Below are 25067 nucleotides of genomic sequence, written 5' to 3'. Positions count from 1 at the left end.
GAGAAAGAAGAATGAATATTGATGAAATTTCTAAGTATAGAAGATATGAAGTTAAATCCAATAAAATAACCATAAAAATCGATAAGAACTGTAATTTTAGAGGCAGTGATATTGATCAGCAAATCAAAGAAGCAAACGAAGAAATAAAGACGGACGGGGGCGATACTGTAATCTCTAGAAAAGGCAGTATTTTAACCATAAAATCAAAGTTTCCAGTTATCTTTAACCGTGTCTATGGATGGGATAGAAGCGATTTAATTGAAGGCGTCCGATACTATGTTTCAATTGCTAAGAAGAATGGTAGCAGAAGACTGCATTTAAACCTTGGCATCATTGAGTTTGTTAGTGGATTTGAAGGAAATACAAAAAAATTTAGAGACTGCTTGAGAAGTTCTGTTTCTGGACTAATGCGAATTGATGGTGCAGATGAGTATGATCGAGAAAATTTGAATGAATACTATAAAAAATTTATTGATGAACATTCAGTCGAATTTGTTGATAGACAGACTTTGAGATTTGACTTCAATGCTACCGAAGGAATTAGAAGATCAATTAATAACAAGAAGTCGGAAATCGAGTTAATGAAATCTCGCGGGGTAACAGATGAGGATATCGCGTATCTGAACGATGAGATGGAAATTGTATCGATTCAAGAGATTAAAGAAGAAATTGAAAAATTAGAAAAATCGATAGCAGACTTAAATGACAAAACACTAAGTGTGGAGTTTGACATTAGAATTGGTGATAATTACCTATACTTTATCAACACTAGAGCTGATGAAGGATTCTATACAGAGCTTCACAAGGCTTCAAGCCAGTTATCGTTTTATAGTTCACTTGCTTGTAGATATTCCCCCCCAATAGAAATCACTTTTGCTTGCCAGGATGCGTTCAAGCACCTAAAGAGAGAAGACCCTCTATATATCAGCACCTTTATTAATGGTAATCGAATAGAGAATAAAAATCTCAATATACAACTTGGTTTAATAAAAAGAAAAAAAAGAGTTAAGTCATGAATATCGTTCAAAAAATTTTTAACTACAAATCAAAAGAAGAATTGATGTCTGTGATACAAAAAAACTCTTCTAACTATCTAAATCAAAAAGAGATTGATCAGCTTCTGTGGGCTGATTCAAGTCGCAATTTGAAGTTAAATGACATTTTATTGGTTAATAAAATATCTGAAGAGGTGGTGCTATCGCATATGCGGCAGTTTACCATGTCTGTTTTGTCAACTGAGCTAGATGTTTTTGATAAGCTATCTAGGTCGAGAAGTTATCAGGAAAATGTCTGGGAAATCAATAGCATGGTCGAAAAATTGGCGTCAACAAAATGTCAGGAATGTCTAGTATATTGCTCTGGAATGATCGGCAGTGAGTTGAAAAGTGTTTTAGGTCATTGTGAAGGGTCTATTTTTCACAATGAAAAAAATATTTATGACTTAATAAAGTCAATGATAAACAATGTAATAAAAGAAGATCTTTTTGATATTTTAAGAAATAACCTATCAAGAATAGATTATGTGAAAAAAGCGGAAGAAATCACAGGTCTTGCTTACGCACATTAAACAAATCTAATCATTTTTAACGATTAAAAACCCGTCTATATGACGGGTTTTATTGATTAAAAAATACCATACAAAATAATTTATTCAAGGTATTGATAAATAATTGGAAATCAGTATTATGTAATAATTCTTTAAAGGAAGGGTAATACAATGAAACCAGGGCATACTGGCGTTTTTCGATTATATAAAGCAACAGGTTATTCATTTAAAGGCATTAAGGCAGCATTCACTCATGAAGCGGCTATTAGACAAGAGTTCTTTGCTCTAGCTGTTTCTGTATTGGTCGCAGCCTTTGGTGACTTCACAGTAATGGAGCAATTCATGCTGGTGGGTTCTGTTGTATTCCTAATTATTGTAGAACTGCTCAATTCTGCAATCGAAGCAGTAGTAGACCGTGTTGGTTCTGAAATTCATGAGTTAAGTGGACGTGCAAAAGATATTGGTTCCGCTGCGGTGTTTTTCGCTTTAGTTCTTGTCGCTCTAACTTGGTCTGCCGTTCTATTCGCGTAATATTTATTTATTAAAAAAATTAAAAAGAGGAAGTAAAGTTGACTACAGAAGCAGTTAATCCACCTGCTTCCTTTAGCATTTCATCGCTAAGGGAAAAATATAAGATCTCAATGACAGCATTTCTTGCAATTATGTCATTGTACTTTGGCTTTGTTCTGAATACTCCTGTTACTTCAAAACTTATTGAGTTAACGAAAGGTTCAGAAAGTCATCTGTTCTCATACACTTCACCATTATTGCTGTCATTTGCATTTTTTATCATTTTTTCAGCATTTGGATTTAAGTTTGTATTCAGACCAGTTTTTATCCTGTTTACTATTTCATCAGCAGCCGCTTGTTATGCAACAAACACTTACCAGGTAATTTTCGATTATGGAATGATTGAAAATATCTTCGAAACACATTCAAGTGAAGCAGCTTCATATGTAAACATGCGTTCTGTAATGTACGTGTTCTTCACAGGTATTGTGCCTTCAATCCTTATCGCATTGGTTAAAATCGATACTGACAAGCCTCTAAAAACACGTATGATTCACCGAGCAGTAGGGCTAGTAGTAGCTGTAGTTGGTATTGCCGCTCTAGCGGCTCTGTTTTACAAGGATTACGCGTCTGTAGGTAGAAATAATAAGTATCTAAACAAGATGATTGTTCCTACTCACATCTATTATTCTACTCGATACATTAAGAATACCGTTTTCCCTAAAGAGCAACTACCATTCAAAGAATTAGGTGAGGATGCTAAAATGATCTCAGCATCTAATGGGAAGCCGACTTTGTTTGTTTTAGTGGTAGGTGAAACAGCACGTTCACAGAATTTTGCATACAATGGCTATGAGCGAGATACCAACAAGTATACAAAAGGTGAAGGCATTATCTCGTTTCAGGACGTAAGTAGTTGTGGAACTGCAACAGCGCACTCTCTTCCATGTATGTTCTCTAATATGGATAGAGACGGGTATAAGAAAGATGTTGCTAACAATCAAAGTAACGCATTGGATATTATTTCTAAAGCCGATGTCTCTATCTCATGGTATGAAAATGATGGTGGTGATAAAGCTGTAGCGAAACGATTAGAGCTAATTCAAATCGACCCATCATCTGATAAGCAACTTTGTGATGGGCTTACCTGTTATGATGAAGTAATGCTTAAGGGTTTTGACGATAAAGTTTTATCTTCAGAAGGAAATAAAATGATTGCATTTCATACAATTGGCAGTCATGGTCCAACTTATTACAAGCGTTACCCATCAAGCATGACCCAATTTACTCCTTCTTGTGATCGAAGTGATATTGAGAACTGCACCGATGAAGAAATCGTGAATGTATATGACAACACTATTGCTTATACAGACTACTTCTTAAGCCAAGTTATTAACAAGCTTAAGTCTTATCAAGATAAGTACAATGTAGCTATGCTTTACCTGTCCGATCATGGTGAGTCACTTGGAGAGAATGGTCTATACCTACACGGAACCCCATACGTACTTGCTCCAGAAGAGCAAACGAAAGTTCCTTTACTACTATGGATGGGAGAGGGGTATGCAGAGGCTAAAGGTATTGATGAAGCTTGCTTGAGAGAAAAAGCTGCATCAAATAGCTACTCTCACGATAACTTCTTCCATAGCTTAATTGATTTCTTCGGTGTTGAAACAAAAGATATCAATCCAGAAAAGAGTTTTATTTCTGAGTGTAGAATTTAAATCTCATGAAATCAAAAAGACTGAATCTTAGCCTTAGATTCAGTCTTTTTTCTTTAGATTGCATATTCAGCGCTAACATCTTTAGAGGTAAGTCCTTGCTCCTTTAAAGCGCGATTTACAATTCGTTCCATAGATTCATATTTCATCGGCTTTCGATATGTAACAGACTTCCACACATCTTGAATTGACCGTAAGTCACCCCAAATGCTTCTTGGTGCGTAATACATTTCAAGAGGATCTGCTCCAACTATCAATTCATTTCCTGCAATTGACCTTTCAATGATTTCCCACTCGCCCTTTACGTTTGATATATGAGCTTTTGCATACTCGATATCGGTTGTAACCCAATCACCAGCTTCGATTTCTTTTCCTGCTGGAAGGCAGCGATATACGGTGAATTCATAATCATCATCACTAAGTAAGTCAGGGTCACGCTCTAAAATTTCTGAAGCTCTACCTAAGCGAGTTAAACAACGATCACTAATATCATCCATATTTGGTCTCAATAGGATTTGGAACTCCTGACAGTTTTCTGAATAATCCGCTAATCTCTGTATTGCTTCCCAAAAGTCTTCAGGCATAGGAGGAACATTTTTTATTCGCAACTCTCTTCTAAGGTTTTCAGCATTAGTTGCCGCACGTATTGCTTGGTTAACCTTTAGTTTTGGAGACAAATCAATCATATCTTTATGCATGTCTGAGAGCACCTTAGATATGAATCCTTTGTATCTATCATAGCTATGCTTAGTAAACTCAAACCCATTACCTGTTTGTTTTACTATGGAAAATGAGCCGTTCATTCCAATTGATATGATGGAATTTTCGAATTTGATGCCTACGAAAAGAGAATCACCTTGTTCTGAAAAATGAAAGTCAGAGATTTTTTTATGCAGCTCATCGACAAGATCATAATCGTCTTTTTCAACCTGAAAATATTTTCTGAATTCATGGAAAAAAATGGTTTTATCTTCTGCTGAAGAAAGCATGTTCGGATGTTTGGATATTCCATCCAATACACCTAATGTATTTTTGTCCTCTTCAATTTTTGACAAGATAAGCCATTTAGTCATTTCTTCATTTTGTATGCTCATTGCATAACCTATTTATTATGATTTTTTTCAATTATACCATTCCTGACTAAGTTATGAGCATTTTATTCTTGGGATATCGCTCCACTGTGTTGTATATCGAGGTGTTAGCATATCCCTTCTCATTCCCCACTTTGGGTTGATACCTTGAGACCCAACGAAAAGGGTGTCAGATCCATATTTGTGGTTTATAGAATCAAGTACATGCATCAATTCGTCATTAACTGGTTTTTCGTTGAAAAGGTCATTTTGATAGTGATTCCCATCGATAAGGCTAATCAAGCCAGCACCGATCTTGTAATAGCGAATACCCTCTTGAAATAATGCCTCTGCTGCGCGTGTAGCTACCTGTGAAAGATGAAGGGAATCAGAAGTCGGAAACGTGAACTCATGTAAAAATCTAAAGCTTCGGTGTGATTCATCATGTGGTGAATTGCCAGCAAAAAACATGATTGTCTTGCACAAAGAACCTTGTTCTCTGGCTTTTTTTGCAGCTATGCAAGCGTGTTTAGTCAACGCTTGTTCGAGGCTAATCTGGTCTGTAATCCTCTCTCCCATACTTCTAGTTGAGAAAATCTGCCTTTTAGCTGGACGAACTGAGTCCCAATATAAGCACTCCTGACCATTAAGTTCTCTAACCGTTCGTTCAACATCCACACTGAAGTTTCTCTTAATTTTGTCAATTGGGGCGCTTGCCAAATCCCAAGCAGTATTAATTCCCATTAACTTCATTCTGAATGATAGCTGACTTCCTATGCCCCATACAGAAGAAACGGGAAGCTGCTTTAAAACAGCTTCAATTTCCTTATTTTCTTCAAGTACACAAACCCCTCTATACCCCAACTTCTTAGCAGCATGGTTCGCAATCTTAGCTAGTGTAAGCGTCTTAGAAACCCCTACAGCTACAGGTAGTCTACACTCTTTCCAAACAGCCCTTCTCAAGTTCATGCAATGAGTTAGCAAGCATGGAATTGCGGGATAAGTCCTTTTGAATGATACAAAGGACTCATCAATACTGTATATATATTGCTCAGGCGCAAACCTACCAATTACCCCCATCATTTTCATTGAGAGGTCGGAGTAAAGCTCGTAGTTGGATGAAAGAGCTATGATGCCTTTAAGCTCACACATATCTTTAACTCTGAAGTAGGGTTCAAATTTCTTTATTCCTAACTCGATTGCCTGCCTGTTAGCCGCAACAATACAACCATCATTGTTACTCAACACAATGATGGGTTTCCCTCTCCAATCAGGTCTAAAAACAGATTCACAACTCGCGTAAAATGAATTTGCATCAACCAAAGCATAGGTCATTTAAACAGCTCCAATGCTGATTGAGAGTGAGTGCGGATTGAATGTATAACAACCCCTTCGAAAGAAAAAGAGTCGTATTCGGTGACAGGGACAGCTTGGTATTTATCGTTAGCAGAAAGCAGTAGATGTCGCTTTTCATCCCATATTTTACAAACAAATTCGCCATTCAGTGTCGCAACTATAACGGAATGATGAGTTGCAACTTTGCTTCTATCCACGATTAGAAGATCATTATTGTAGATCCCCACACCCTCCATAGAATCGCCGTTAGCACAGCCTATCCAGGTTGAGTTAGGGTTATGAATTAGAAGGTCATCTAAGCTGAGTGACGAAGTATGGTAATCATTGGCTGGGGATTCAAACCCAGTGATTCCAGCAGAAGCTTTGAATGGGATGATGTTCATGATAAAATACTGTATGGATACACAGTGTTAAGTGTACTATCACGAACCTGTAACTGCAAACATGAAAAGCATCAGAAATTGTAATATGAAGTCTGCTTACGCAGACAATCATCGATGGGTTTCCTTTGCCGTTAACTAAATGAAACGGTTTTCTCTACCTTTAATTGGATTGAAATGTTCTTTCTGACCGAGAATGGTACATCTCCGACATATTGTTTGACGATATTTAGTAGTTCTGGACTAGGTGTAATAGAAGAACCAGGGCTGTTGTTGAGAGAATCCGATACATAGGCGTAGACGCTGACATAATTATCAATTATAGATAGGAAGTTGTCAGGGGTTAGAGGATGCTCGGATAATATACACTGTTCATCAGCAGAAGAGAGCAGTAGAAAAACCATGAAGTTTCTACGGTCTGAAAGCATATCTCTTGCATAGATAGATAGGTTTGATTTTACTGCATCAATATCAATATTATTCATAGATCTGTAGCTCTCATAGATATTATAATGATTGAATAAAAAAATGATTTTGTTTGTTAATTAAAAAAGATACTGACAGAAAAAAGTCAAAAATCAAGCCTAAATACTCAATAAAGGATTAAAAATGAAAATATTAAAGACACTCACATTGTCACTATCACTTGTATTCGCATCAAATGCCCTATCAGCAAATGTCGATGATGACAAAATATTACATTTTGGTGCGTCTACCGCGATAGGATTTGCTTCGCAGTCTTTCTTTGAAGATAAGGATTCTGGATTTTATACTTGCGCAGCAGTAGGTGTGGCAAAAGAACTGTACGACGAAGTTGATTACGGTGGATTTGATACAAATGACATGGTGATGAACTTGGTTGGTTGCGCGGTAGGAACCGTCATTGGTGATGAGCTTGGATTCAAGATCGGCATGAGTAAAATTGGCGATGCTAATATGCTATCTATAAATTACTCTTTCTAGCTAGCTGAAAAAGTGTGATATAATTTAACAAATAAAAAGTCTGGCTGAAAAAATGAATAAAGAAGAGTTAAAAGAAAAAGGTAAGAGCCTTCTTGATTATAATGAATCTAGAATCCATGAAATGAAAGAGTGGATAGAGCATTTTCCTTTAACTGGTAGATGTCCAAAGGGGCAAAAAGAAAACTTGTCAAAATTAAAAAGTATTAAAAGTGAAGTTGATATGTTTCAACAATATGGTCTTCATGGTAGCAATATCAAAGCCGTGCTTACGTATTGGGACGAAATAGAAATAGAGAGCATAGTGGACAGCTTCATTAAAAACGAAAAAAATAATGTTTTTAAATACAGAAATATTGAGTTTTCGAACAAAAGCCCGCTTTCTGAAAAGGCATTTCTTGCGAAGTGCAAAGATTTGGTTCAAACAATAAATTCACTAGACGGATTCCATGCCAGAGCTATGGAAGGAAGTGTGAAAATTTCTTTTGTTGGTGCTAAGGATATTCGCTCTCTAGCTAAATACGATTCAGAAAATGATGAGGTTTTAATTAAACACACATCACTTTCTGATAATGAATTATATGGTCATATGAGATATTTACTGGTTCATGAGCTTGGTCATAGATATGAGAATAAGTTTGGATTACCTGAATCGTTCTCTGATGATTGGTATAGGACAACCAAATACTCGTTTACTGAATCTCTTAGTGGGTCTTCAGAAGCATTTGCGGAAGTGTTTGCAGTTAGTCATTGGCCTGAAAAGTACAATGAGTACTCAGATACCATAAATAGATTCAGCACAATCATGAATGAGCACACGCCAAAATTGAAAGTAAAAAAAGACTTTGCGCTAAATATGTAGTTAGGAAAAACAATGAACAATAACAAATACAGCATATCTATAGACGAGAAAAAAACAGTAAGAGAAAAAATTGTTGATGGGAGTTGGAAGGTATTACCATTTGGTATGCTAATACTCGCGTCTAACCTTAAATCATACATAAATGCTAATCCAGGCTATGCTGATCTTAAGCCATTTTTTGCAGATTGGAATATTCCATCATTAATTCAAGAAGCGGGGAAAGGCATTGTTAGCGTTGCAAACTCAACTAAAAATGAAGATCCTATCTACTTCGGTGAACATATCGGATATTGCCCGATAGATCCCACTTTTATGGATTATTTAAGCTATAAAATGGGGAATTTTATCTCATTAACAAGTAATCCTCTTGCAGTTGCAGGGATTTTGGCATCGGCTGCAAGTCTCACGATGGCAATTGGTATGTCAATAAAACACATTGACGACGAAAATAGACCATTAGTTCACTATAAGAATAAATCTTGGGAACATTTTCAAAGAAGCTTTCAAGAGGGCGAGGCAGAGGCATACAAAAAATCCGTTGATGACCTTCTAGGTGGCTCTAACGGGCTATCAATATCGCTCAGAAAAATCCCTAGACTTGGTAAGAGAATCAAGAGTGTTTTTAAGGATCTAGAGGCGCACGAGTTGCTCTCTCTCAGATTTGTATCTGAGTTTTCTGGCGCTATTACAGGAACCCCAAATAAAGAGCAAAAATTCATGCGTGAAACCCTACAAAGGATTACTGGTGAGGGATACGAGGATTTTGAAGCTATCATGCAGGCTATCAAGCCAGAAGTGATAGAAGAGTGCTTGGAACGAGGGTATTCATTCAGGTCAGTAATTGACATGTATGTTGAAATTCTTAATAAGCAATTAGAGAGTGATCCTACAAAGGATAAAATCACTTCAAACACTAAAGCGTATAATGAAATATTCGACAGACTCTCAGAGCTTCACAATAAGCACATTGTATATCATTCTTTTGCTAATCTAGTGGCTATGGCTTATGAGATGCAAGGGAGAGTGCTCAAAGGTGAAGCAGACAAGTCTGAGCTTGATGACATTGTTTCTGAACTGGAATACTTTGAGTCTATAACAGACAAAGTAAAGTATAATGGTGAAGAGTATTCTCAATTGCAACATCAAGCATGGTTGGTTAGGCACGATATAATTACTTTGTCCACAGAGAATTATAAAGATCTTGTAGGAGCAAACGATAGTAAGCATAAGATTCGCGCTTCTCAATATGCAGACCCTAAATTTTTCTATGAGCGAGCAGTTAAAAAGATCCTGCCAGATGAAAATATCTCTATGGAACATGGAATGCTTGATTACCTATCGATTGCGACAAGGGAACACTTCGGTGAGCACATTAAGAAACAAATAGACAATAGTGCTGATGTCAAAATTGATCGGGACGGAAAAATTCATAGCGATCAAGTAATAAGAGATAGGGCATATCAAAGACAAGACATGTTTATCCGAAATAGCATAAACATCGCTGTAGGGATGAATGTGGTTGCAAATATAGCTCAGTCTGCCACATCAGTGAAAGATGCAGATTACATAAGCGCTCCAATTAACTACGGAAATATTCTTACTGAGTTTTTCACTTATATAAGAAATCCTGATGCTGTAATGACAAACTTTAATAATGCTGTTAACGCATTGCAAAGCAGTACTTATTTTGCTCCTGCTGCATTTTTAACTGTTGGTTCATTGCTGGTGGTGTCAGTTGGAAAATACTTACATATGAAAGAGGGTAAGGATAAGTATTTCAACATGACAAGTTCTGGTTCTTGGAAAATGGTTAAAAAATACCTAAGTGAAAAAGATATAGAAATTAACAGGGTGTTTAATAACCAAATGGATAATAATATATCAGGTATTTTTTCAAGACTTGGAAAAAATAAGGTAATTGAAGCCGTTAAAAAACTCGATGCTCCTGCTATTACAACTTTAGCAGTTGTAGCTCAAATGTATAGAGAAGCAAAACACCCTGACATTTTTGATAAGTACATAAAAGACATAATTACTAAAGACGATTTTACGGATTTTATGGATGTAAGCAGCGAAATATTATTGGCAGAACAAGCGAAAAGAATGAGTCCAAAGAAATTGGTAAGCTCCTTGATTAAAAGCCTAAATAAAGTCAACAAAGAGTTAAATGGTGACATGGTTATTGGTAACAAGGAAAAGTTTACTGATGATGTATTTAAGAGGGCTGAAGCATTATCAAATGCTCATACAAGATATAAATCTTATGCAATAATGGTTACTGAACTCCATAAAAATCGTGATGCGATATATAAGGCTGCTGAAGAAACAGAGCAGGACAAAATCCATATACTCAATCTTCAAAAAGAGAATGGGGGTTTTGTTAACAAAATAAAAATTAAAGCACTTGAGAAAAACATTGAGTTTAAGCTAAAGTCTATCGATTTTATGCTTAAAAAGCAGGCGGAAATAGCGAAGGATTTTGAGTTATACGCATTCTCTAAGCGAACATTTGAAAGGCATGACGATGAGTACGATGCATTACAGGCATTGGCTAACGAAATGGCGATTTGTAACTATAAAAAAGACTACTCAGTTATTGAGAATCAAATGGGATTCAAAATAACAGATAATATGCTTCGAGACCCTGAGTTATTATTCAGAAAGCTGGTAGTCCCTTACGCTGAAAAAATGGGCTTACCTTTGAAAGCTACGAATACAGGTTGGGATTACTTCGGTACTGCGGTTAAAGAACAAACTGAACCATATATAACTCACGTTATTACCCAAGAGTATAAAAGAAGAGTTCAGGAAGAAGAAAATAAAGGGATTGGTGATAAATTGAAAGAGGCGTTATCTTTCTAACAATAAGTGGAGCATGGCTCCACTTATTTTTTACTCTTCTTTTGTTTTATTTCTGACTTTTTCTGAATCATGATTTCTTTAGAGGCTTTATTATCCAAAAAAACAGATTTTCCATCATCTTGCTTTGAAAATGACTTATCAATCAAAGTTTCGTATTCATCAATAATAACTATATCGTCAATATTCATTTTGGATCTACCTTAAAACCTAGATTATGTAGTTGTTCGTATGTCTTTTCATTATCAACATCTTCCAGCCACTCAATCTCTTTCATAAAAAGGTTTCTTTTGAAGTGTACGAGTGATACACCCTTGGTTTTGTTGAAACATAAAATACTGAGGAAGTTCTTCGAACCTTCGCCAATACCAGCGTCTTTGCTCAAGCCTGTATCCAGGTAAATTCGATTATGAACCATTACAGGTTTAGAAACCCCAGTATGACCATGAATTGCAAGATCCAAGCCCTTTACAGGAACGTTATGATGTTCGTTCTTTAAAACACCATATTCAACAAACTCTTCGTGATGGCTTGTTAACAAGTCAATATTTCTCTTGGATGCACCCTGTTTATTAAGTTCTAAGTAGTCGTAATCAGGAATTGAAGCGTGAGAAACTGCAATCTTTTTACCTAAGAACTCAAATTCAATACAATATGGTAATTGACCATTGAGCTTAGAAAGCATGTACTTGGTCATGCAGTCAGGATATTTATCAATCCAATCGCCACCGCTTTGATACCATGCATGATAACTTGCTCTATCGTTGTTTACAAAGGCGTTGATAGCCATTCTTTCGTGATTACCTTCAACGGAGTGACCATTTTCAATGCTTAGTAAATAAGTAATCATTTCCAAGTTCTGTGAGCCACGGTCAATATTATCACCTACTAGTAGTAAATGATCTTTATTAGAGAACCCCAATTCATTGAGGGCTAACTGTAGAAAATTAAACTCCCCGTGAATATCTCCTGGTATATAGATATTCTCCGCTGAGCTTAAATCCAGTTGTTTGACAAATTCATTCATAAAATTTATCTCATTTAATCGTTACTGAATACGCTATATCCGAATTCTAAATGATCAGATACTTAAAATTTGTAGATGATATTATTGTACCAGAGGAAGTCTGAAAGTCTTAGTATTTAGTTAGTTTAAGTTTATGGAACAAAAAAAGCCTTACCAATGTAAGGCTATTAAAAATTAGACTTATTGAGATTTCTTTTAGAATGTCATAGATGTTTGTAGTGAAACACCCAATTGATTTTCACCAGCATAAGAGCCAGCTAGGTCAAATCGAACTGTACCAAATGGAGAAAGCCCGATGCCTGCTGTGAATTGATCGTCAAGATTGTTGGCAATGTCAGTTTGGTAGCCTGCACGAAGTTGCGCCCAGTCCCAAGCATTTAGTTCAATACCAATTCCAGCTAGCTGAGTGTTATCTGATGAAGAATCAATTGAATTCATGAATCCAGACATATCTTCGAATCGCTCTGTTTCATTTAGCTCAATATCTGCACCAACTGTGAACCAGCTATAGTTGTAACTTGCGCTTGCTACGAAAACAGGATTAATCGAATAGCTTGCTTTAACACCATCTAGCTCAACGGTATCATAACTTTGTGAAATTAAGTTTCGACCAACAAGACCAAGAGACAAGCCGTTATTCATTGTATATGCAACGCCAGCATCCAGGTTAAAACTTGTTTCAGAATTCTGGTACTGATCATCTGTCATATCATCAAACTCAAAGTTGTTGATATCTGCAACGTAGTTGATGGTTTTCACCTGTTGGATTTTCGGTGTTAGACCATAGTAAATTACACTATTTTCTAGTTTGTACTCTTTAGCTAGAGCTGCGCCAAATTCAACAACAGCGATACCAGCGACAGTTGCTGTAGAGTCATATGTGTGAGAAGGGTTAAGAAGATCCGATTCATTCAAATCACTGTCAGCGACATCTGCGTAAACAAATGCGTCTGCATAGCCTTGAGTGAACAAGTTCACAGAGACAAATTTATTTGGAATTGCTACTGCCATACCAACGCCAGCTTGTACATAAGCGCTATCACGATTTAACGCTGCAAGAGCATCAACAACATTTGAAGCGTTCTCTTGTGTGCGGTTCGCTTCTAAAGCGTCAATGGCATCAACAGCACTATCAATACCATCTACCATTTCGCCCTTATCTTGTAGATTGACGCCGATAGAAGGTAGCAAGATACCCACGTCATCGCTATCGCCATATTTTGCTACAAGGGCTGGGTTGTGGAATGGTGCCATAAGGTAGTTTGAAGTAGAAACACCGATTCCACCCATACCTACTGAACGAGCGTCAAAGGTTGTTGCTGAAAAAGCTTGTGATGAGAATGCGGCAGAGACAGCCAATGTAAGTAATACTTTCTTCATTTGTGAACCTATAAATTAATAGTAAATAAAAACCAATTTAGTTTGATAAATAATCATTACCTGATTTCTTAACAATGTATAACTAAAAACATAGAAAATCAAGTAAAATTTAACCGAAACCTTCCGTTAACATTGATGTAACATATCTGGCTTACTCTTATAAATAAAGTTATAATTAAATTAATAATCACATAAATATAAAAACAAAACTTAGCCTGGTTTCTATTAGTAGAGTTAAATCAACAGCTTGAGTGCAAAAGACAAAAAATTCACGGTTTAGTTTTTTTATAAAAAAACGAAAACTATAAAAACATATGGAAAATAAAATCAAATCAAAATTACCATAAAGTGGCAAAAATGCGATCCCGATCACTAGAATATTATTATAAAAATATTCAACTTAGTTTTTATATTGTATTTGTCATGCTATAGTTAAATAAAGATATTCGTCACATTTTTTGTGTGATTAGGAGATGACAAAATGGATAAAAAATTCCTAAAAGAACAGTTTCAATCTCCAGAATCAATAGGTATCTATTTTGGCAATTTGCGTGGCGAACCAGTGCTAGGTTCAGATAATGTGAGTGCGACAAAATACTTATCATCTGGGGATGATATCTCGGACAGTGTTAAATGTGCGTGTTTTGTCGCAAACAAGCTTAAAGGTGAAGCCGAAGTTTACGGATTTTTCAGAGGCGACAACCCTATAGTTTCGAATCCAAACGTAACTGATGAAAATCAACATTACTTTGCTGTAGTAGATAAGAGATTTATCGTTGATTTATGGATATTTCATAACAAAGGGGAAAATGAGCTTGTTTACGATTTACAAGATAGTAATGACAAAACAGAAATAATAACAAGATATGGAAATCCTCGTCTTTGGTCTTGGCTAGGTCATGATGGAATTGTTTCACCATATTCGCAAAGTTACCCACTTGAAAAACGTATTGAGTTTGTAAGAAGAGAAAAAACTAATGAAATTTCAGTCGAGTACTCTTGAAACTGATTAATATTATGATATAAATATCCCTTTCAAGAAAGCAAAGGGATGTTTTTTATGATTTTAAATCTGATTATCTACTCATCAGATGAAGCTAGAGTTAGCACATCAGTTGATATCGACATCGATTGCCTGCTTTCAAAATACCACGCCATTGAAAAGCACACTTCGAGCAAATGCAAGAAAGATCTGAACTTAATTAATACCAAGTCAGTATTGATGGGAACCAAAGATCTTAAAGATTTAGCTGAATCCATGATTGCAAGTAGCTTATTCAAGCTACAGCGCAGCAAACCCAATGAATACCTTAAACTTATAGCTAAAGACTCTATCACTTGTCATAAGCACTTGTTTATGATCAACCGCGATATTGATGATGCTCCTTTACTTCCAATTGAATTCATAGAATGTCCTGTTGATGTAATTACTGAATCATCGCAAGCACCAGACTGGAATTCTGTGTTTGAAGATCTTATTAAATACTATAGAACTGGAGAACACCCTGATTTTGTTTATTATGATGATATTCGAGTAAGTATTCTTAATGACAATGATTTCATGGTTAGAGTGCTTTTTGAAGATTATGAATCACACTTAATATCTTCAGAATTCGCATGTCCTGGTGGCGAAAGCTTGAATAAAATAACCTCCAGAAAAGTTATATCTGCTTTAGATGTAAAAGAGTTCGAAGATAACCCTAACATGATAGTTAGAGCGGCTGTAGATGTTGCACTTGAGAAAAACACAGTAAGAGATGCAAAGTCTATTTTACTTGGATACGCAGCCTTAAAAAGGCATGAATTCAACGTGAACGATAACGACTGCTTTACCTTGGTATTAAGTCAACTTGAGGAAGATTGCACCAGCCTATCTATAGAACTTTAATTATTTAATTGCCAATGACCATTATGTTATAATTTTAGAAGAAATAAATATAATGGTCATTATTAATGAAAAAAAGAATAGCATTAGCACACGCTTTAACAGAAAGTGATTTAGAGTTCGCAAACCTAATCGGAGGGCTTCCAAATCCTTCACTTGGCTTCATCCCTTCAGACCAAGAGTTCTTTAAGTATGGCTCTTGCGTACTACTTCTTGACCCTAAAAAAATTGATTTCAACAATAATTACGCTTCATCTATTGATGTGTACAGCTCAGTATTTCCAGATGTATCTTTTGAATTGGATCACTCATTCTGGGATCAATTAAATGATCGGTTAGACGCAGCCCTGCAAGCAAATCAGGTTAATGTTGGCGAGAAATATAAAACCCAAACAGTTATACATCCTGAGTTATTAAAAGGAGCTATTTCAGCAAGAAACTTGTTGGTTAAGAATCCTGCTGTGAAATTACTCTATTTGAAGGAGAAAAATATACTCAACCCCTGTAAGCCTAAGGAGATCCCTAAGGAGAAAAAGATACCTTTTTTATCTAATGAATCAATTGAAGCTCTTGTTGATAACAATGTTTTAGATCTTCCTGAGGATGATGCTAATAAAGAAATATCAAAACTCCTTCTGGCTGACGTGCAGTTAAAAATGAAAATGCTAAGCAGTATAGGTGGAAGCGATGGCAACTCAAGAAAAAACAGGATTGAACTTAGGAAGTTAAACGCATTCATAGAAAACAGCATGTACTTTGATGACGGGATTCCAAAGCTCTATGTAAGCTATTTTGACAATGCAAGGAATGATTTAAAAGAACACCTTAGAAGAACACCTTCAATTGACGAGTCGAAATACATAAGCGATCTTGAGGAATACTTCAAAAATCATGTGCCACGCGGAACTTTTGAAGACTGGGTATCAAAAACAATTGAGCCTGGCTTTGGAAAAGCCTTTTTCTTTAAAACATCTGAGCATGATGTAGATTACGACAAAGAAGATATTTCGCATGATGAGATCTACGGAGTAGAAAGAGAGTTAGCGACTCTAGACAACCTGTCAAAAGAAATGAATAGAAAATTGATTACATGTGATAGTTTGTTTTCTACTTCGATAGTTAAGATTGCTGCATCAGTAAAAGAGCGATTACACTCTCTAGAAGAAATCGAGAATCACATAGACCAGTTAAAATCTGAAGAAGAAGTAACTGAGTATTTCATGAGCCTTAAAGATGAACTGAGTGCGATAATCGAAGAATTAGCTGCTTACTACAAATTCAAAGATCCTAATGGAAATGTGTCATCAATTTACAATAATGTAGCTACAGAAGCACTTGTTCAATCGCGGTGTGAAGTTAACGATGAACTACGTGAAAGCTTTTTCGTTGACCAGTTGCCGCATGAACTTATAACTAGAATCGATGATTTAAGAAATAGTCTAATTGTTGCTCCGTATACCTACTTTGAGTTAAAAATGAGTAATCCTATTCGATTAAACGATTTCTCTGTTGCGATTGTTCCAAAGAATGTATCACCTTCGCTTGTTGGAGTTCTTAAGGAGAATGGACTAAAGATCTGTGGTTATGAACAAGGAAGCAACTTTGATTTCGTAAGTGTATTGAATAAGCAACATGACCTTCTATTTGGTGATGGTGGCGAAATTCAAAGTAAAATTTTAGACCAAGAAGTGCAGAATTCGCTTTGATTGCCTAAATATGAATCACTTAAACATTGATTCCTACGTATATCGACTCTATGGATTGATCCTTTAGATCAAAAGATATAACATCAAAACGTAATTTAAATAAGTAATAAAAAGTGAAAACTATGAAAAGTACCTTAACTTTCGGCTTGATTAAGCCAAATGCAACAAAAGAAAATCTTGATTCTTCGATCCTAGCCGATATCTTAAATGCTGGCTTTAAGCTCGTTGCACTAAAGCGTGGTGTTATGACCAAACATGCTGCGGAAACGTTCTACGCGGAACATAAGGAAAAACCTTTCTTTGGTGAGCTTATCGAATTCATGACTAGTGGCGAAGTTGTAGGGTATGTGATTGAAGCTGAAAACGCTGTTTTAAAATACCGTGGTCTTATGGGTGCTACGAACCCACTAGAAGCAGAATCTGGTACGTTGAGAGCTAAGTACGCTCAAACTAAAAGTGAAAACTCCGTACATGGCTCTGATAGCGATGAGTCAGCAAATCGTGAGATTGAGTTATTCAAAACCAAGCTCTTTGTATAAGAGTAACTATTACTTTAGGAGGCTTAAGCCTCCTTTTTTTATGTTTATAAAAAATATTGACATGATGGGGGGCGACATATAATATCTGCCTAAATCAAAAGAAAATCCTTGTGATAACACTGGGATGCAAATTTAATTAATTAAATAAAGGAAATAAAATGGGTTCACTATCTAATATTTTGATGTTTGGCGCTATTGCATTAGTCGTCCTTGCACTTCTATCTTCAATGATCGTGATTGTAAAACCAAAGCAAGGTGTGTTAATAAACTTTTTTGGTGGTCGAATTGTCCGTGAAATCTCTGAGCCAGGCATTTATTTTAAACTTCCAGCTCCAATCCAGGGTGTGGCTGACAATGTGTCGTTTGACATTTTCCAAATCACAGAAGATTGTGATGTCAAAACAGCAGATGAAGTTATTCTTGGGATGAGAGTTAACGCTTCAGTTCGTGTAATGAAGAATAAAATGCAAGAGGCTTGCTATGACCTTGACGATCCTGAATCCTTGATCAAGTCTGATTTGCGTCAAATGACTTGTTCCGAATGTGATTCCTTGGAAACAAAAGACATTTACAGCAGTAAAGGTGAAATGACCAAGAATCTAATCGACAAGTTGAACAAAAACTACAATCAGTACGGATATGAGATCACTGATGTTAAAATCGATGACCCAAAACTACCTGCTGAAGTGCGTGATGCTTCAAACCGTGTTGTAGCTGCTAAGCGCACACTAGAAGCGGCAAAAATTGAAAAAGATGCTAAATACGAACTTAAAATGGCAGATGCTCGTGCAGATGCTGGTGCGCTTGAAGAGCGTACTAAAGCTGCGGTTAAATCTAGAGAATCTTACGCTCAAGTATGTGTTGAAAACCTGAAGAAGTTCAAACAGTCAACAACTGACGCATCAGAGATTAATATGCTGATGATGTCAATGGAAGCGATGGATGCTCGCGACTCTGTTACAACAGCAGCACGTTATGGCAACCTAGTTCTATTGGGTACAAACCAAGCTTCAAATGAAATGGGATTGCAAGCTAAAGTAACCTCGCAACTTCAGAAAGCACAAAAATCTTCTAATTCAGAAGGTGAAGTTGAAGAAGTGCCTGAATCTGCTGATAAAGAATAAATAAAGGTATAGCCCTTGCTTTTGCAAGGGCTTAAATAGTCATGAACACTAAGCAACTGATTTTTCCTTTGAAATGCATCATCTGGCTAGCTTTCATTACACTCTTTTCATCAATTTTCATTGTAAAGATGGTCATCTGCTCATCAAAGATTTTATTAAAAAGAATAAAAAAGGTTAATCATGAAACGTTTTAATATGAACGAGAAAGCTGAGGCTGCTAATGCAATAGTTTCAGGCGCTCATGAAGAAGTTCAGGTGGGGGTAGGGTATAGCTGCAATGAGCTTTACAAACTGTATAAGCTTGGTGTGAAGCATGGTGTTAAGGTATCTCAATGTACTCAACACCTTCTTGTCCTAACCAATCCTGATGATGTCAATTCAATTACGGAATCCCTGGAGCCTGACACTGAATACATTGTCATTTCTGAATTTGAATTAAGCGAAGAACAAAAAAATGTTTTAGCTAATTTAAAATGTATTAAGTTATTAATGATGAAATAAATGGAGCTACAATGAATTTCGCATTATTTATTATTTGGGTTTTACTCATCCCTCTAAGATTAATAGAGGGGGAGAAACAATCACACGATATCCTTGGAAGATTGATTTTTAAGGATAAGGGGAAGGTAATCGCTTCTGTTGCAGCAACCTGCATTTTAGCAGTTATTCTTGGGTTATTTATCAACACCCTCTTTGACAAACCTGAGAACGATGAAAAGCTGAATAGCAAAGTTCAATCTGAAGAGATTAAGCCTGAAATAACAGAGTTAAAAGCTGAAACTAAGAAGCCTTCTGTATCTCCACAGATTGTTAAGTCAATTAAAGAGACGAAGGCAGTTAAGCCAGTAGATATTGTTATTGCAGACTCAAAAACGAAATTTGCTTTCAGTGATCGTAAAACATTTAACTTCTATCTATTCAATGAAATCGAAGATTGCTACAAATCATTTGGCAAAGAATTTGGTCGAATTGGTGGTTCATGTAATGTAGAAATTGAAGGTTCGGACTCACTCTCAAATGATCCTACAATGCTAAAATCAGGCTTTGTTATGGTTTTCATGAGAGGGCAAGTATCAAATGAAGAACATCATTACTATTTCCCTATTTATAAGAAAAAGGGTGTAAATGGCATTTACTATCATGCAAGTCAACAAAGCACAAAAGATTCTGGATTCTATTTTTACAAGAAACACGGAATGAATTTTGAACAGATGTTGAGCAAGTTCTATGGTAAAGAGGTGGACTTCTTTCCATATGACGTAAAAGTCAAAGAAACAGATCTTGGAAAAGTTAGAAGCTATATTGAGAATGAGCAATTAGATAGTGGAGTAAATACTACTAAGGTAGTAAACCATAAAGTAGTTAAGACAGCTAAATCGAATAATAAAGCTCCACGAAACTCATATAACTATCATGTTTTCCGTGAGTTTAGTAGCTGTGAAAAATTGACTAATAATTCGGGATTGTATCACAACAACGAAATTGACTGTAATCCAGTGTTCCCGAGTAATCAGCCATCAACTCTTAAAACAGCAAATAGCTATGAATTGTCAGGATTTGTATATGCCATAAAACGCAAAGTAGGGATCTTCAATCGTGATGAAATGTTTAAATACTACCCTGTTTATAGATTGGTTGGTTCAGGTGCAGATAGTGAATCGCCTAATTATATCTATGAAAATGGCAAAGAAGCTCAACTAGAAGGTTTCTATAACGAAGCCCTAACAGTTGATCAGCTTGACAAACTATTTCTGTACTAATTTTATCATTTAAAATCAGAGCGCCAGTTAATCGCTGGCGCTTTTCTATTTTAGGAAAGAGCATGAAAAAGAAGCTAGAAGAATTAACAATTAATATCATTAAAAACGCACAAGATATCGTTGCAGAGAATGCAGTAGAGATAATTGGATATAATCTCAAGAAATCTTTAAGTCTCGAACTGTCAAGTGTAACGAAAATTGTTAGCGGAAAAGTGATAACGGAAATGGGACTTATAGACAGAAAATGGATAGTAATAGGGGATTACATTATAGATCCTGTTCTGGCTTTAGAAGTCTCAACATCCGAGGGCTTTGTTTTCAATGTTGAATTCGATAAAGTGAACCAGTACATATGGTTCTAATAAAAGAGCCTGCTTAGCAGGCTCAATTTATCAATAGTTGTACTTTCTATTCCTGAACTGACCCGCTCTGTGCTGACCATAAAGACCAGGTTTCGTTTCCCCCGAGTAGAAACTGGTTGGTTCAAGCTCATTTTCCTCAAGTAATTGAGAAAAACTAAATCCATTTACCTTATATTCTTTGATGACCTTTTTGTTTACGGCTTCAATATTATGCTTACCTTGACCTTCGTATCGGACTGGATTTGGTTTGAAATCGTCCATTGACGTATTGCTTCGTCCAGAAGGCAGGCTTTGTAGATTTTTGATAGCAGTTATCAAAGACACTGGGGTAAATGTGTTGTTCTGTTGATTTTCAATCAGATTCAAGTGTAGGTTTTCATCAAAGTCCAATTTTGGATCTGGTGTCATTTCCGTTGGGGTATGGAAGAAAAACTTAAACCCATCCTCTACACCAGCATATACAGGCTTGCTATTGTGATGATATAGGTATTGAAGTATCCCTTCCTGCAATGCGAAAGCAATACCTCGATTCTTCAATGTGTATAAATCATTGAAGTCAATGCCTAGCTCATCCATTAGCCGAATTGCTTTTCTGTGAAAACCAGTCATCTCGGAAGGGTTCTTGAGAGTTGCTTTAGACGCTGCGTTAACAGCATGTATACTCCGTAGGAGATCATATGTATGCAAAATCATCATATACCCTTGTTTGATATGAGTTGATAATCATCGAGTATATGCCTAAACAATTTAATGGTCAAACGTTCTTTGTTTATCATGCATGTAAAGGAAACTGGGCAATTCTGATAAAGATTTCAGATAAATACGTATCTTATCACTGTGCAAGGAATTGAATATTTAGTCATTTAGAAAGAGTAAAGTCTTGCTGCTAAGCAGCAAGACCAACTCTAGGAAAAGAAATGAAATAACAAAGAAATGTAACCGCGTTCCGATATACATTAAATAAAATATACAAGTATTTTTAAAATAATACAACACTTTTTATTAATTATTTTATTAACTGGCTAATTTATGAGTTGTTAAATTCAATATCGTGTTTTTGGTTTTACCTTTAAACCAGTAATTGTTACTATCGAAGTTGCAAATAACAATAATAAATAAAGGTAAAAACACTATGAACAGTAAAATTAGTCAATTTATTGCGCTATCCAAATCATTCCATCTTCATGAGTCAGACTTTCGACTTACAAAAATTGATGTGAACTCGAAATGCTTAGTGAGCCAGGTAATAGATCAAGCCGAACTGAACTTAATAGAAACAATAAAAGCATACAAACCAGAGGGTAAGTTTTTTAAAACAGATGTTATATATAAGATTTCTGAGTTGGAAGCTAAGGTAATAAGGGAACTTAATGCTATTTCAAAGGTTTATGGTGCTCAAATAAGTAATGATAAAGTCGGATATACTCAGAAGAACATTGATCTATTAATGCACAAAGAAGAACAATATAGCGTCTTAGCATCAAAACTTTCCCGCAATATTAAGTATGCTCTCATTGACTCAGAAGATAAAATCTTAATCGCATTAAAAGAATCTTATGAGCGAATCTCTGAATTAGCAATTCAATCAACACGTTCTAAATATTTAATAAAGCAAGCTAAATCAATTATTTCTAAATCCATTTCACATTGTTCTCATGAGTCTTTGAGTGAATTATTTTATAGTCTAGAAACAATAGAGATTGCGACGAATAGAAGCAACTTCATGAAAACGCTGCTCGATAACATTAAACTCTACATTCCACTAATCATTGCTGACAAATATTCGTCTGATGATTTTGAGGTCTATCGAAGCACAGATAAAAATGGTCTGATTGAATTAACAGCTCTTGAGACCAGTGATGTTCTTATGAATATTTACGAGTCACTTTTACAACTTGACTGCGTCAATGAAAAAGAAATATGTATTCTAAAATCCGTAATATATACGCACGACTATAATCTTCTATTCGACTATGATTTATAATGATAAATGAGCCTCAATTGAGGCTCACTTTTTAGCTATGATTAGCCCCTTTTTAATGTGAGATTTCGGAAAAATCTTACTTATGAGAGGCAAGTATTCAGCAGTTTTTTTGTTTTCCTGCCAGCTATCTTTAGAAGAAAAGCAACCAACACCACTGCGATTTCCTTCATAGCATGTAACCAAAAGCGTTCCGTCATAATTTAAAGCGTCGAATGCTTGTTCTATAAGTTTTAGCTTCACAGTATCTTCAATTATTACATTAAGCACGTTGCTAATTGTAACTGTGTCAACACCGTGTTTTTTGGATTGAATAATGGCATTTGCGTTATCAATTACAGGGCGGTTAAACGGATCGATAATTAAGTTTGTTACTCCAATCTTAGATAGAAACGTTGTACCTGTCTCAAACTTACCGCCCCCTATATCCAAGTTGACAGTGTTATCTCTAAACAATCCCAAATCACACCCAAGTCCAAATATTTTCGGTTTATTTCTCGAATTCATAGATGTTTTTTTTGATGATACTTTTTGGTCACAGTCAAGCCAGAGTTTTGTTAAATTTTCTATTTTGTGTTTTTTTAAGATTTCACACCAACAGTCATATCTGCCTATTATGCTGGATACTGACGGATCAACACCTAATAGGGACTTCCATATATATGAGTACAATTTTGATTTATTTATGTCAAAGCCATTGTAATCATCGGCTACAAAAAGCCATTTATGATGGTAGATAAAAGGATTTTCGCTTTGCTTAGTTAGCTTACAAGATCCGTCTTGTTTGAAGGTTAAAACCTTGCCAATTACAGGGCAATCTTGACTGTCAAATTCATCGCATTGAATTAATGATATTGCATTTGTTTTATTGTTAATTTTGATTATTGTCGGCATGAAATCAATTTTGGGTGAATTTAAGAATTTCTCAATTTCAACACCAAAGCAGTCTGCATAAGAGACATGAAACCAAAAATTGTAACCTATCCTTTTTCCCACAGGAGATTGTCGATATATGCCGAACTCAGATCGCAATCTTTTTATTATATCATTCATAAAAAGTTTTTAATTATTTAATTATTTATTTTTTACCATGATACATTAGATGTTTTAAATATCAATAAAAAAATAAAGCAGGCAAAGCCTGCTTAAACTGATTAAAAATCAATCCCCTGAGACAGCCGTGGATCGGGATTTCTCTTCTCTATCTGAATGATGTTTCCACTTTCTAAAGTCAAACCGATCAATATCTCTCCATCTGTTCCTTTTTCAAAACCGTATGACTCAGTTTTATCGACGTACTCTTCATCGTATTCCGTAAGATTATCATTTAAAGCTGATTTACCATCTCTTAACAATCTCATAAGGTTCTCATAATTTACGTGTCCACTGGATACTTTATTGAATCTCTGATTACCAATATCTCGGATCATAATATCAACACTTAATGGGTAGTAGTTAACCCCAAGCGGAGGCATAGAGTTCCCGATGATTACCTCAAAACTACCGTCTTTAGATAAAAAGGAAATTGGCTCCTGTCTAGTCATCATATTCATGATTGAATCTTGGAGTTTTTCAGGTGTAAGCTCATGAAATTGTATTGGTTTTGTTTTCAAGCCTGCTACTTTACTCGTGTGCTCAGGAAGCATATTTTCAACAGGTTCATGTCCATCTCTTAATCCTATTAGAAAACTTGGATCTTCTTCGATTATGATAGAACTGAATATTTCCTCTTTTGGTGTAATGACATTGATTATGTATTCAACGGTTTCCTGGTCATTATGAACAACTCCCACTAAACGCTACGCGTTTTGAAGGAGTTTCAAAAAGAAAGCCTAAGCTACCTTTTTAGGCTGGTTCCCAGCCTGAATACCTAACGCCCAGTTTAAATTAACTTGCGCACTGGCTACATCTCGGGGCTTCTCACAGCCACAATCGCATGAGTGCCAGCGTTCAGCTAAGGTTTTTTTCTTCTTAGCTCCGCAGTCTGGACAGGTTTGACTTGGCTTAACTTGCTTTGTTGGTACTTCAACAAATTCGCTACT

General features: G+C 35.8%; 27 protein-coding genes. 16 read left to right on the top strand and 11 right to left on the bottom strand.

What is annotated here, in order from left to right; translation table 11 throughout:
- Nucleotides 1-11 precede the first annotated feature (11 nt).
- The 4 genes from R7Q39_RS20570 (at nucleotide 12) to R7Q39_RS20555 (ending at nucleotide 3777) form a co-directional block, all read left to right on the top strand.
- Nucleotides 12-1016 carry a hypothetical protein gene (locus tag R7Q39_RS20570; RefSeq protein ID WP_318076741.1) on the top strand — a complete coding sequence of 335 codons (1005 nt, stop codon included), beginning with the start codon at nucleotides 12-14 and terminating at the stop codon, nucleotides 1014-1016.
- Entirely contained in the window at nucleotides 1013-1567 is a 555-nt protein-coding gene (locus R7Q39_RS20565) for a hypothetical protein (protein WP_318076740.1), read from the top strand. The genes R7Q39_RS20570 and R7Q39_RS20565 overlap by 4 nt, the downstream gene beginning before the upstream one ends.
- A gap of 150 nt (nucleotides 1568-1717) precedes the next feature.
- The gene (locus tag R7Q39_RS20560; protein WP_048516073.1) at nucleotides 1718-2077 is read left to right on the top strand and encodes a diacylglycerol kinase; all 360 of its coding nucleotides are present in this window, start codon (nucleotides 1718-1720) and stop codon (nucleotides 2075-2077) included.
- 110 nt (nucleotides 2078-2187) lie between these two features.
- Entirely contained in the window at nucleotides 2188-3777 is a 1590-nt protein-coding gene (locus R7Q39_RS20555; RefSeq protein ID WP_038129652.1) for a phosphoethanolamine transferase, read from the top strand.
- Nucleotides 3778-3830: 53 nt separating this feature from the next.
- Here R7Q39_RS20555 and R7Q39_RS20550 read toward each other — a convergent pair whose 3' ends face one another.
- From R7Q39_RS20550 to R7Q39_RS20535, 4 genes are all read right to left on the bottom strand, one after another.
- Nucleotides 3831-4868: a hypothetical protein gene (locus R7Q39_RS20550; protein ID WP_318076739.1), complete on the bottom strand. Its 1038-nt coding sequence runs from the start codon at nucleotides 4866-4868 to the stop codon at nucleotides 3831-3833.
- 51 nt (nucleotides 4869-4919) lie between these two features.
- A complete protein-coding gene (locus R7Q39_RS20545; protein ID WP_258636189.1) occupies nucleotides 4920-6179 on the bottom strand; it encodes a Y-family DNA polymerase in 1260 nt (419 codons plus the stop codon).
- Nucleotides 6176-6583 (bottom strand): LexA family protein, encoded by a 408-nt coding sequence (locus R7Q39_RS20540; RefSeq protein WP_258636191.1) that lies wholly within the window; start codon nucleotides 6581-6583, stop codon nucleotides 6176-6178. Before R7Q39_RS20540 ends, R7Q39_RS20545 begins: the two co-directional genes overlap by 4 nt.
- A 131-nt stretch (nucleotides 6584-6714) precedes the next feature.
- The gene (locus tag R7Q39_RS20535; RefSeq protein WP_258636192.1) at nucleotides 6715-7065 is read right to left on the bottom strand and encodes a hypothetical protein; all 351 of its coding nucleotides are present in this window, start codon (nucleotides 7063-7065) and stop codon (nucleotides 6715-6717) included.
- Nucleotides 7066-7189: 124 nt separating this feature from the next.
- On the opposite strand from R7Q39_RS20535, the gene R7Q39_RS20530 reads away from it, so the two are divergent.
- The 3 genes from R7Q39_RS20530 to R7Q39_RS20520 are packed head-to-tail and all read left to right on the top strand — an operon-like array spanning nucleotide 7190 to nucleotide 11264.
- The gene (locus R7Q39_RS20530) at nucleotides 7190-7543 is read left to right on the top strand and encodes a hypothetical protein (protein WP_052697569.1); all 354 of its coding nucleotides are present in this window, start codon (nucleotides 7190-7192) and stop codon (nucleotides 7541-7543) included.
- Between the two features lie 52 nt (nucleotides 7544-7595).
- Nucleotides 7596-8402, top strand: coding sequence for a hypothetical protein (locus tag R7Q39_RS20525; RefSeq protein WP_258636194.1), 807 nt, complete (start codon nucleotides 7596-7598; stop codon nucleotides 8400-8402).
- A 12-nt stretch (nucleotides 8403-8414) separates the two neighbouring features.
- A complete protein-coding gene (locus tag R7Q39_RS20520; RefSeq protein ID WP_318076738.1) occupies nucleotides 8415-11264 on the top strand; it encodes a hypothetical protein in 2850 nt (949 codons plus the stop codon).
- 23 nt (nucleotides 11265-11287) lie between these two features.
- On the opposite strand, the gene R7Q39_RS20515 is transcribed toward R7Q39_RS20520, so the two are convergent.
- The 3 genes from R7Q39_RS20515 to traF all read right to left on the bottom strand — a co-directional run bounded on the left by R7Q39_RS20515 (nucleotide 11288) and on the right by traF (nucleotide 13668).
- Complete coding sequence (locus R7Q39_RS20515; RefSeq protein WP_318076737.1) at nucleotides 11288-11452, bottom strand: hypothetical protein; 165 nt, start codon at nucleotides 11450-11452, stop codon at nucleotides 11288-11290.
- Nucleotides 11449-12288 (bottom strand): metallophosphoesterase, encoded by an 840-nt coding sequence (locus R7Q39_RS20510; protein ID WP_318076736.1) that lies wholly within the window; start codon nucleotides 12286-12288, stop codon nucleotides 11449-11451. The genes R7Q39_RS20515 and R7Q39_RS20510 overlap by 4 nt, the downstream gene beginning before the upstream one ends.
- Nucleotides 12289-12483: 195 nt before the next feature.
- Nucleotides 12484-13668, bottom strand: coding sequence for a conjugal transfer protein TraF (gene traF, locus R7Q39_RS20505; RefSeq protein WP_318076735.1), 1185 nt, complete (start codon nucleotides 13666-13668; stop codon nucleotides 12484-12486).
- A gap of 481 nt (nucleotides 13669-14149) precedes the next feature.
- On the opposite strand from traF, the gene R7Q39_RS20500 reads away from it, so the two are divergent.
- The 8 genes from R7Q39_RS20500 to R7Q39_RS20465 all read left to right on the top strand — a co-directional run bounded on the left by R7Q39_RS20500 (nucleotide 14150) and on the right by R7Q39_RS20465 (nucleotide 21044).
- On the top strand, nucleotides 14150-14671 hold the full coding sequence (locus R7Q39_RS20500) for a hypothetical protein (RefSeq protein ID WP_318076734.1): 522 nt from the start codon (nucleotides 14150-14152) through the stop codon (nucleotides 14669-14671).
- Between the two features lie 57 nt (nucleotides 14672-14728).
- Nucleotides 14729-15556 (top strand): hypothetical protein, encoded by an 828-nt coding sequence (locus tag R7Q39_RS20495; RefSeq protein ID WP_318076733.1) that lies wholly within the window; start codon nucleotides 14729-14731, stop codon nucleotides 15554-15556.
- Between the two features lie 65 nt (nucleotides 15557-15621).
- Nucleotides 15622-17259, top strand: a complete 1638-nt coding sequence (locus tag R7Q39_RS20490) for a hypothetical protein (RefSeq protein ID WP_318076732.1) — start codon at nucleotides 15622-15624, stop codon at nucleotides 17257-17259.
- 122 nt (nucleotides 17260-17381) lie between these two features.
- Nucleotides 17382-17798, top strand: coding sequence for a nucleoside-diphosphate kinase (gene ndk, locus R7Q39_RS20485; protein ID WP_053319179.1), 417 nt, complete (start codon nucleotides 17382-17384; stop codon nucleotides 17796-17798).
- A gap of 158 nt (nucleotides 17799-17956) precedes the next feature.
- Nucleotides 17957-18922, top strand: coding sequence for an SPFH domain-containing protein (locus tag R7Q39_RS20480; protein WP_318076731.1), 966 nt, complete (start codon nucleotides 17957-17959; stop codon nucleotides 18920-18922).
- A 180-nt stretch (nucleotides 18923-19102) separates the two neighbouring features.
- Nucleotides 19103-19423 carry a hypothetical protein gene (locus tag R7Q39_RS20475; protein ID WP_045595353.1) on the top strand — a complete coding sequence of 107 codons (321 nt, stop codon included), beginning with the start codon at nucleotides 19103-19105 and terminating at the stop codon, nucleotides 19421-19423.
- An 11-nt stretch (nucleotides 19424-19434) separates the two neighbouring features.
- Complete coding sequence (locus R7Q39_RS20470; protein ID WP_318076730.1) at nucleotides 19435-20682, top strand: hypothetical protein; 1248 nt, start codon at nucleotides 19435-19437, stop codon at nucleotides 20680-20682.
- Nucleotides 20683-20744: 62 nt separating this feature from the next.
- Nucleotides 20745-21044: a hypothetical protein gene (locus tag R7Q39_RS20465; RefSeq protein WP_318076729.1), complete on the top strand. Its 300-nt coding sequence runs from the start codon at nucleotides 20745-20747 to the stop codon at nucleotides 21042-21044.
- 30 nt (nucleotides 21045-21074) lie between these two features.
- Here the strand turns inward: R7Q39_RS20465 and R7Q39_RS20460 are convergent, their stop codons facing one another.
- Nucleotides 21075-21653, bottom strand: a complete 579-nt coding sequence (locus R7Q39_RS20460; RefSeq protein ID WP_258636201.1) for a hypothetical protein — start codon at nucleotides 21651-21653, stop codon at nucleotides 21075-21077.
- 523 nt (nucleotides 21654-22176) lie between these two features.
- Between R7Q39_RS20460 and R7Q39_RS20455 the strand changes: the two genes are divergently transcribed.
- Nucleotides 22177-23028, top strand: coding sequence for a hypothetical protein (locus R7Q39_RS20455; RefSeq protein WP_318076728.1), 852 nt, complete (start codon nucleotides 22177-22179; stop codon nucleotides 23026-23028).
- A gap of 24 nt (nucleotides 23029-23052) precedes the next feature.
- Here the strand turns inward: R7Q39_RS20455 and R7Q39_RS20450 are convergent, their stop codons facing one another.
- The 3 genes from R7Q39_RS20450 to R7Q39_RS20440 form a co-directional block, all read right to left on the bottom strand.
- Entirely contained in the window at nucleotides 23053-24078 is a 1026-nt protein-coding gene (locus R7Q39_RS20450; RefSeq protein WP_318076727.1) for a hypothetical protein, read from the bottom strand.
- A 101-nt stretch (nucleotides 24079-24179) separates the two neighbouring features.
- Complete coding sequence (locus R7Q39_RS20445; protein WP_318076726.1) at nucleotides 24180-24818, bottom strand: hypothetical protein; 639 nt, start codon at nucleotides 24816-24818, stop codon at nucleotides 24180-24182.
- Nucleotides 24819-24857: 39 nt separating this feature from the next.
- Nucleotides 24858-25067 (bottom strand): zinc ribbon domain-containing protein (locus tag R7Q39_RS20440; protein ID WP_318076725.1); only part of this gene is annotated, 210 nt, incomplete at its 5' end.

The sequence above is a fragment of the Vibrio sp. 947 genome (genome assembly GCF_033339115.1).
Lineage (GTDB): Bacteria > Pseudomonadota > Gammaproteobacteria > Enterobacterales > Vibrionaceae > Vibrio > Vibrio alginolyticus.
The sequence above is the reverse complement of the archived record's forward strand: the minus strand, read 5'-3'. Positions and strand labels throughout refer to the sequence as shown.

Bases quoted from the DNA above. Each gene is read 5' to 3' on its own strand.
- R7Q39_RS20570 (WP_318076741.1), top strand. From the start codon at position 12: ATGAATATTGATGAAATTTCTAAGTATAGAAGATATGAAGTTAAATCC.
- R7Q39_RS20565 (WP_318076740.1), top strand. From the start codon at position 1,013: ATGAATATCGTTCAAAAAATTTTTAACTACAAATCAAAAGAAGAATTG.
- R7Q39_RS20560 (WP_048516073.1), top strand. From the start codon at position 1,718: ATGAAACCAGGGCATACTGGCGTTTTTCGATTATATAAAGCAACAGGT.
- R7Q39_RS20555 (WP_038129652.1), top strand. From the start codon at position 2,188: ATGACAGCATTTCTTGCAATTATGTCATTGTACTTTGGCTTTGTTCTG.
- R7Q39_RS20550 (WP_318076739.1), bottom strand. From the start codon at position 4,868: ATGAGCATACAAAATGAAGAAATGACTAAATGGCTTATCTTGTCAAAA.
- R7Q39_RS20545 (WP_258636189.1), bottom strand. From the start codon at position 6,179: ATGACCTATGCTTTGGTTGATGCAAATTCATTTTACGCGAGTTGTGAA.
- R7Q39_RS20540 (WP_258636191.1), bottom strand. From the start codon at position 6,583: ATGAACATCATCCCATTCAAAGCTTCTGCTGGAATCACTGGGTTTGAA.
- R7Q39_RS20535 (WP_258636192.1), bottom strand. From the start codon at position 7,065: ATGAATAATATTGATATTGATGCAGTAAAATCAAACCTATCTATCTAT.
- R7Q39_RS20530 (WP_052697569.1), top strand. From the start codon at position 7,190: ATGAAAATATTAAAGACACTCACATTGTCACTATCACTTGTATTCGCA.
- R7Q39_RS20525 (WP_258636194.1), top strand. From the start codon at position 7,596: ATGAATAAAGAAGAGTTAAAAGAAAAAGGTAAGAGCCTTCTTGATTAT.
- R7Q39_RS20520 (WP_318076738.1), top strand. From the start codon at position 8,415: ATGAACAATAACAAATACAGCATATCTATAGACGAGAAAAAAACAGTA.
- R7Q39_RS20515 (WP_318076737.1), bottom strand. From the start codon at position 11,452: ATGAATATTGACGATATAGTTATTATTGATGAATACGAAACTTTGATT.
- R7Q39_RS20510 (WP_318076736.1), bottom strand. From the start codon at position 12,288: ATGAATGAATTTGTCAAACAACTGGATTTAAGCTCAGCGGAGAATATC.
- traF (WP_318076735.1), bottom strand. From the start codon at position 13,668: ATGAAGAAAGTATTACTTACATTGGCTGTCTCTGCCGCATTCTCATCA.
- R7Q39_RS20500 (WP_318076734.1), top strand. From the start codon at position 14,150: ATGGATAAAAAATTCCTAAAAGAACAGTTTCAATCTCCAGAATCAATA.
- R7Q39_RS20495 (WP_318076733.1), top strand. From the start codon at position 14,729: ATGATTTTAAATCTGATTATCTACTCATCAGATGAAGCTAGAGTTAGC.
- R7Q39_RS20490 (WP_318076732.1), top strand. From the start codon at position 15,622: ATGAAAAAAAGAATAGCATTAGCACACGCTTTAACAGAAAGTGATTTA.
- ndk (WP_053319179.1), top strand. From the start codon at position 17,382: ATGAAAAGTACCTTAACTTTCGGCTTGATTAAGCCAAATGCAACAAAA.
- R7Q39_RS20480 (WP_318076731.1), top strand. From the start codon at position 17,957: ATGGGTTCACTATCTAATATTTTGATGTTTGGCGCTATTGCATTAGTC.
- R7Q39_RS20475 (WP_045595353.1), top strand. From the start codon at position 19,103: ATGAAACGTTTTAATATGAACGAGAAAGCTGAGGCTGCTAATGCAATA.
- R7Q39_RS20470 (WP_318076730.1), top strand. From the start codon at position 19,435: ATGAATTTCGCATTATTTATTATTTGGGTTTTACTCATCCCTCTAAGA.
- R7Q39_RS20465 (WP_318076729.1), top strand. From the start codon at position 20,745: ATGAAAAAGAAGCTAGAAGAATTAACAATTAATATCATTAAAAACGCA.
- R7Q39_RS20460 (WP_258636201.1), bottom strand. From the start codon at position 21,653: ATGACTGGTTTTCACAGAAAAGCAATTCGGCTAATGGATGAGCTAGGC.
- R7Q39_RS20455 (WP_318076728.1), top strand. From the start codon at position 22,177: ATGAACAGTAAAATTAGTCAATTTATTGCGCTATCCAAATCATTCCAT.
- R7Q39_RS20450 (WP_318076727.1), bottom strand. From the start codon at position 24,078: ATGAATGATATAATAAAAAGATTGCGATCTGAGTTCGGCATATATCGA.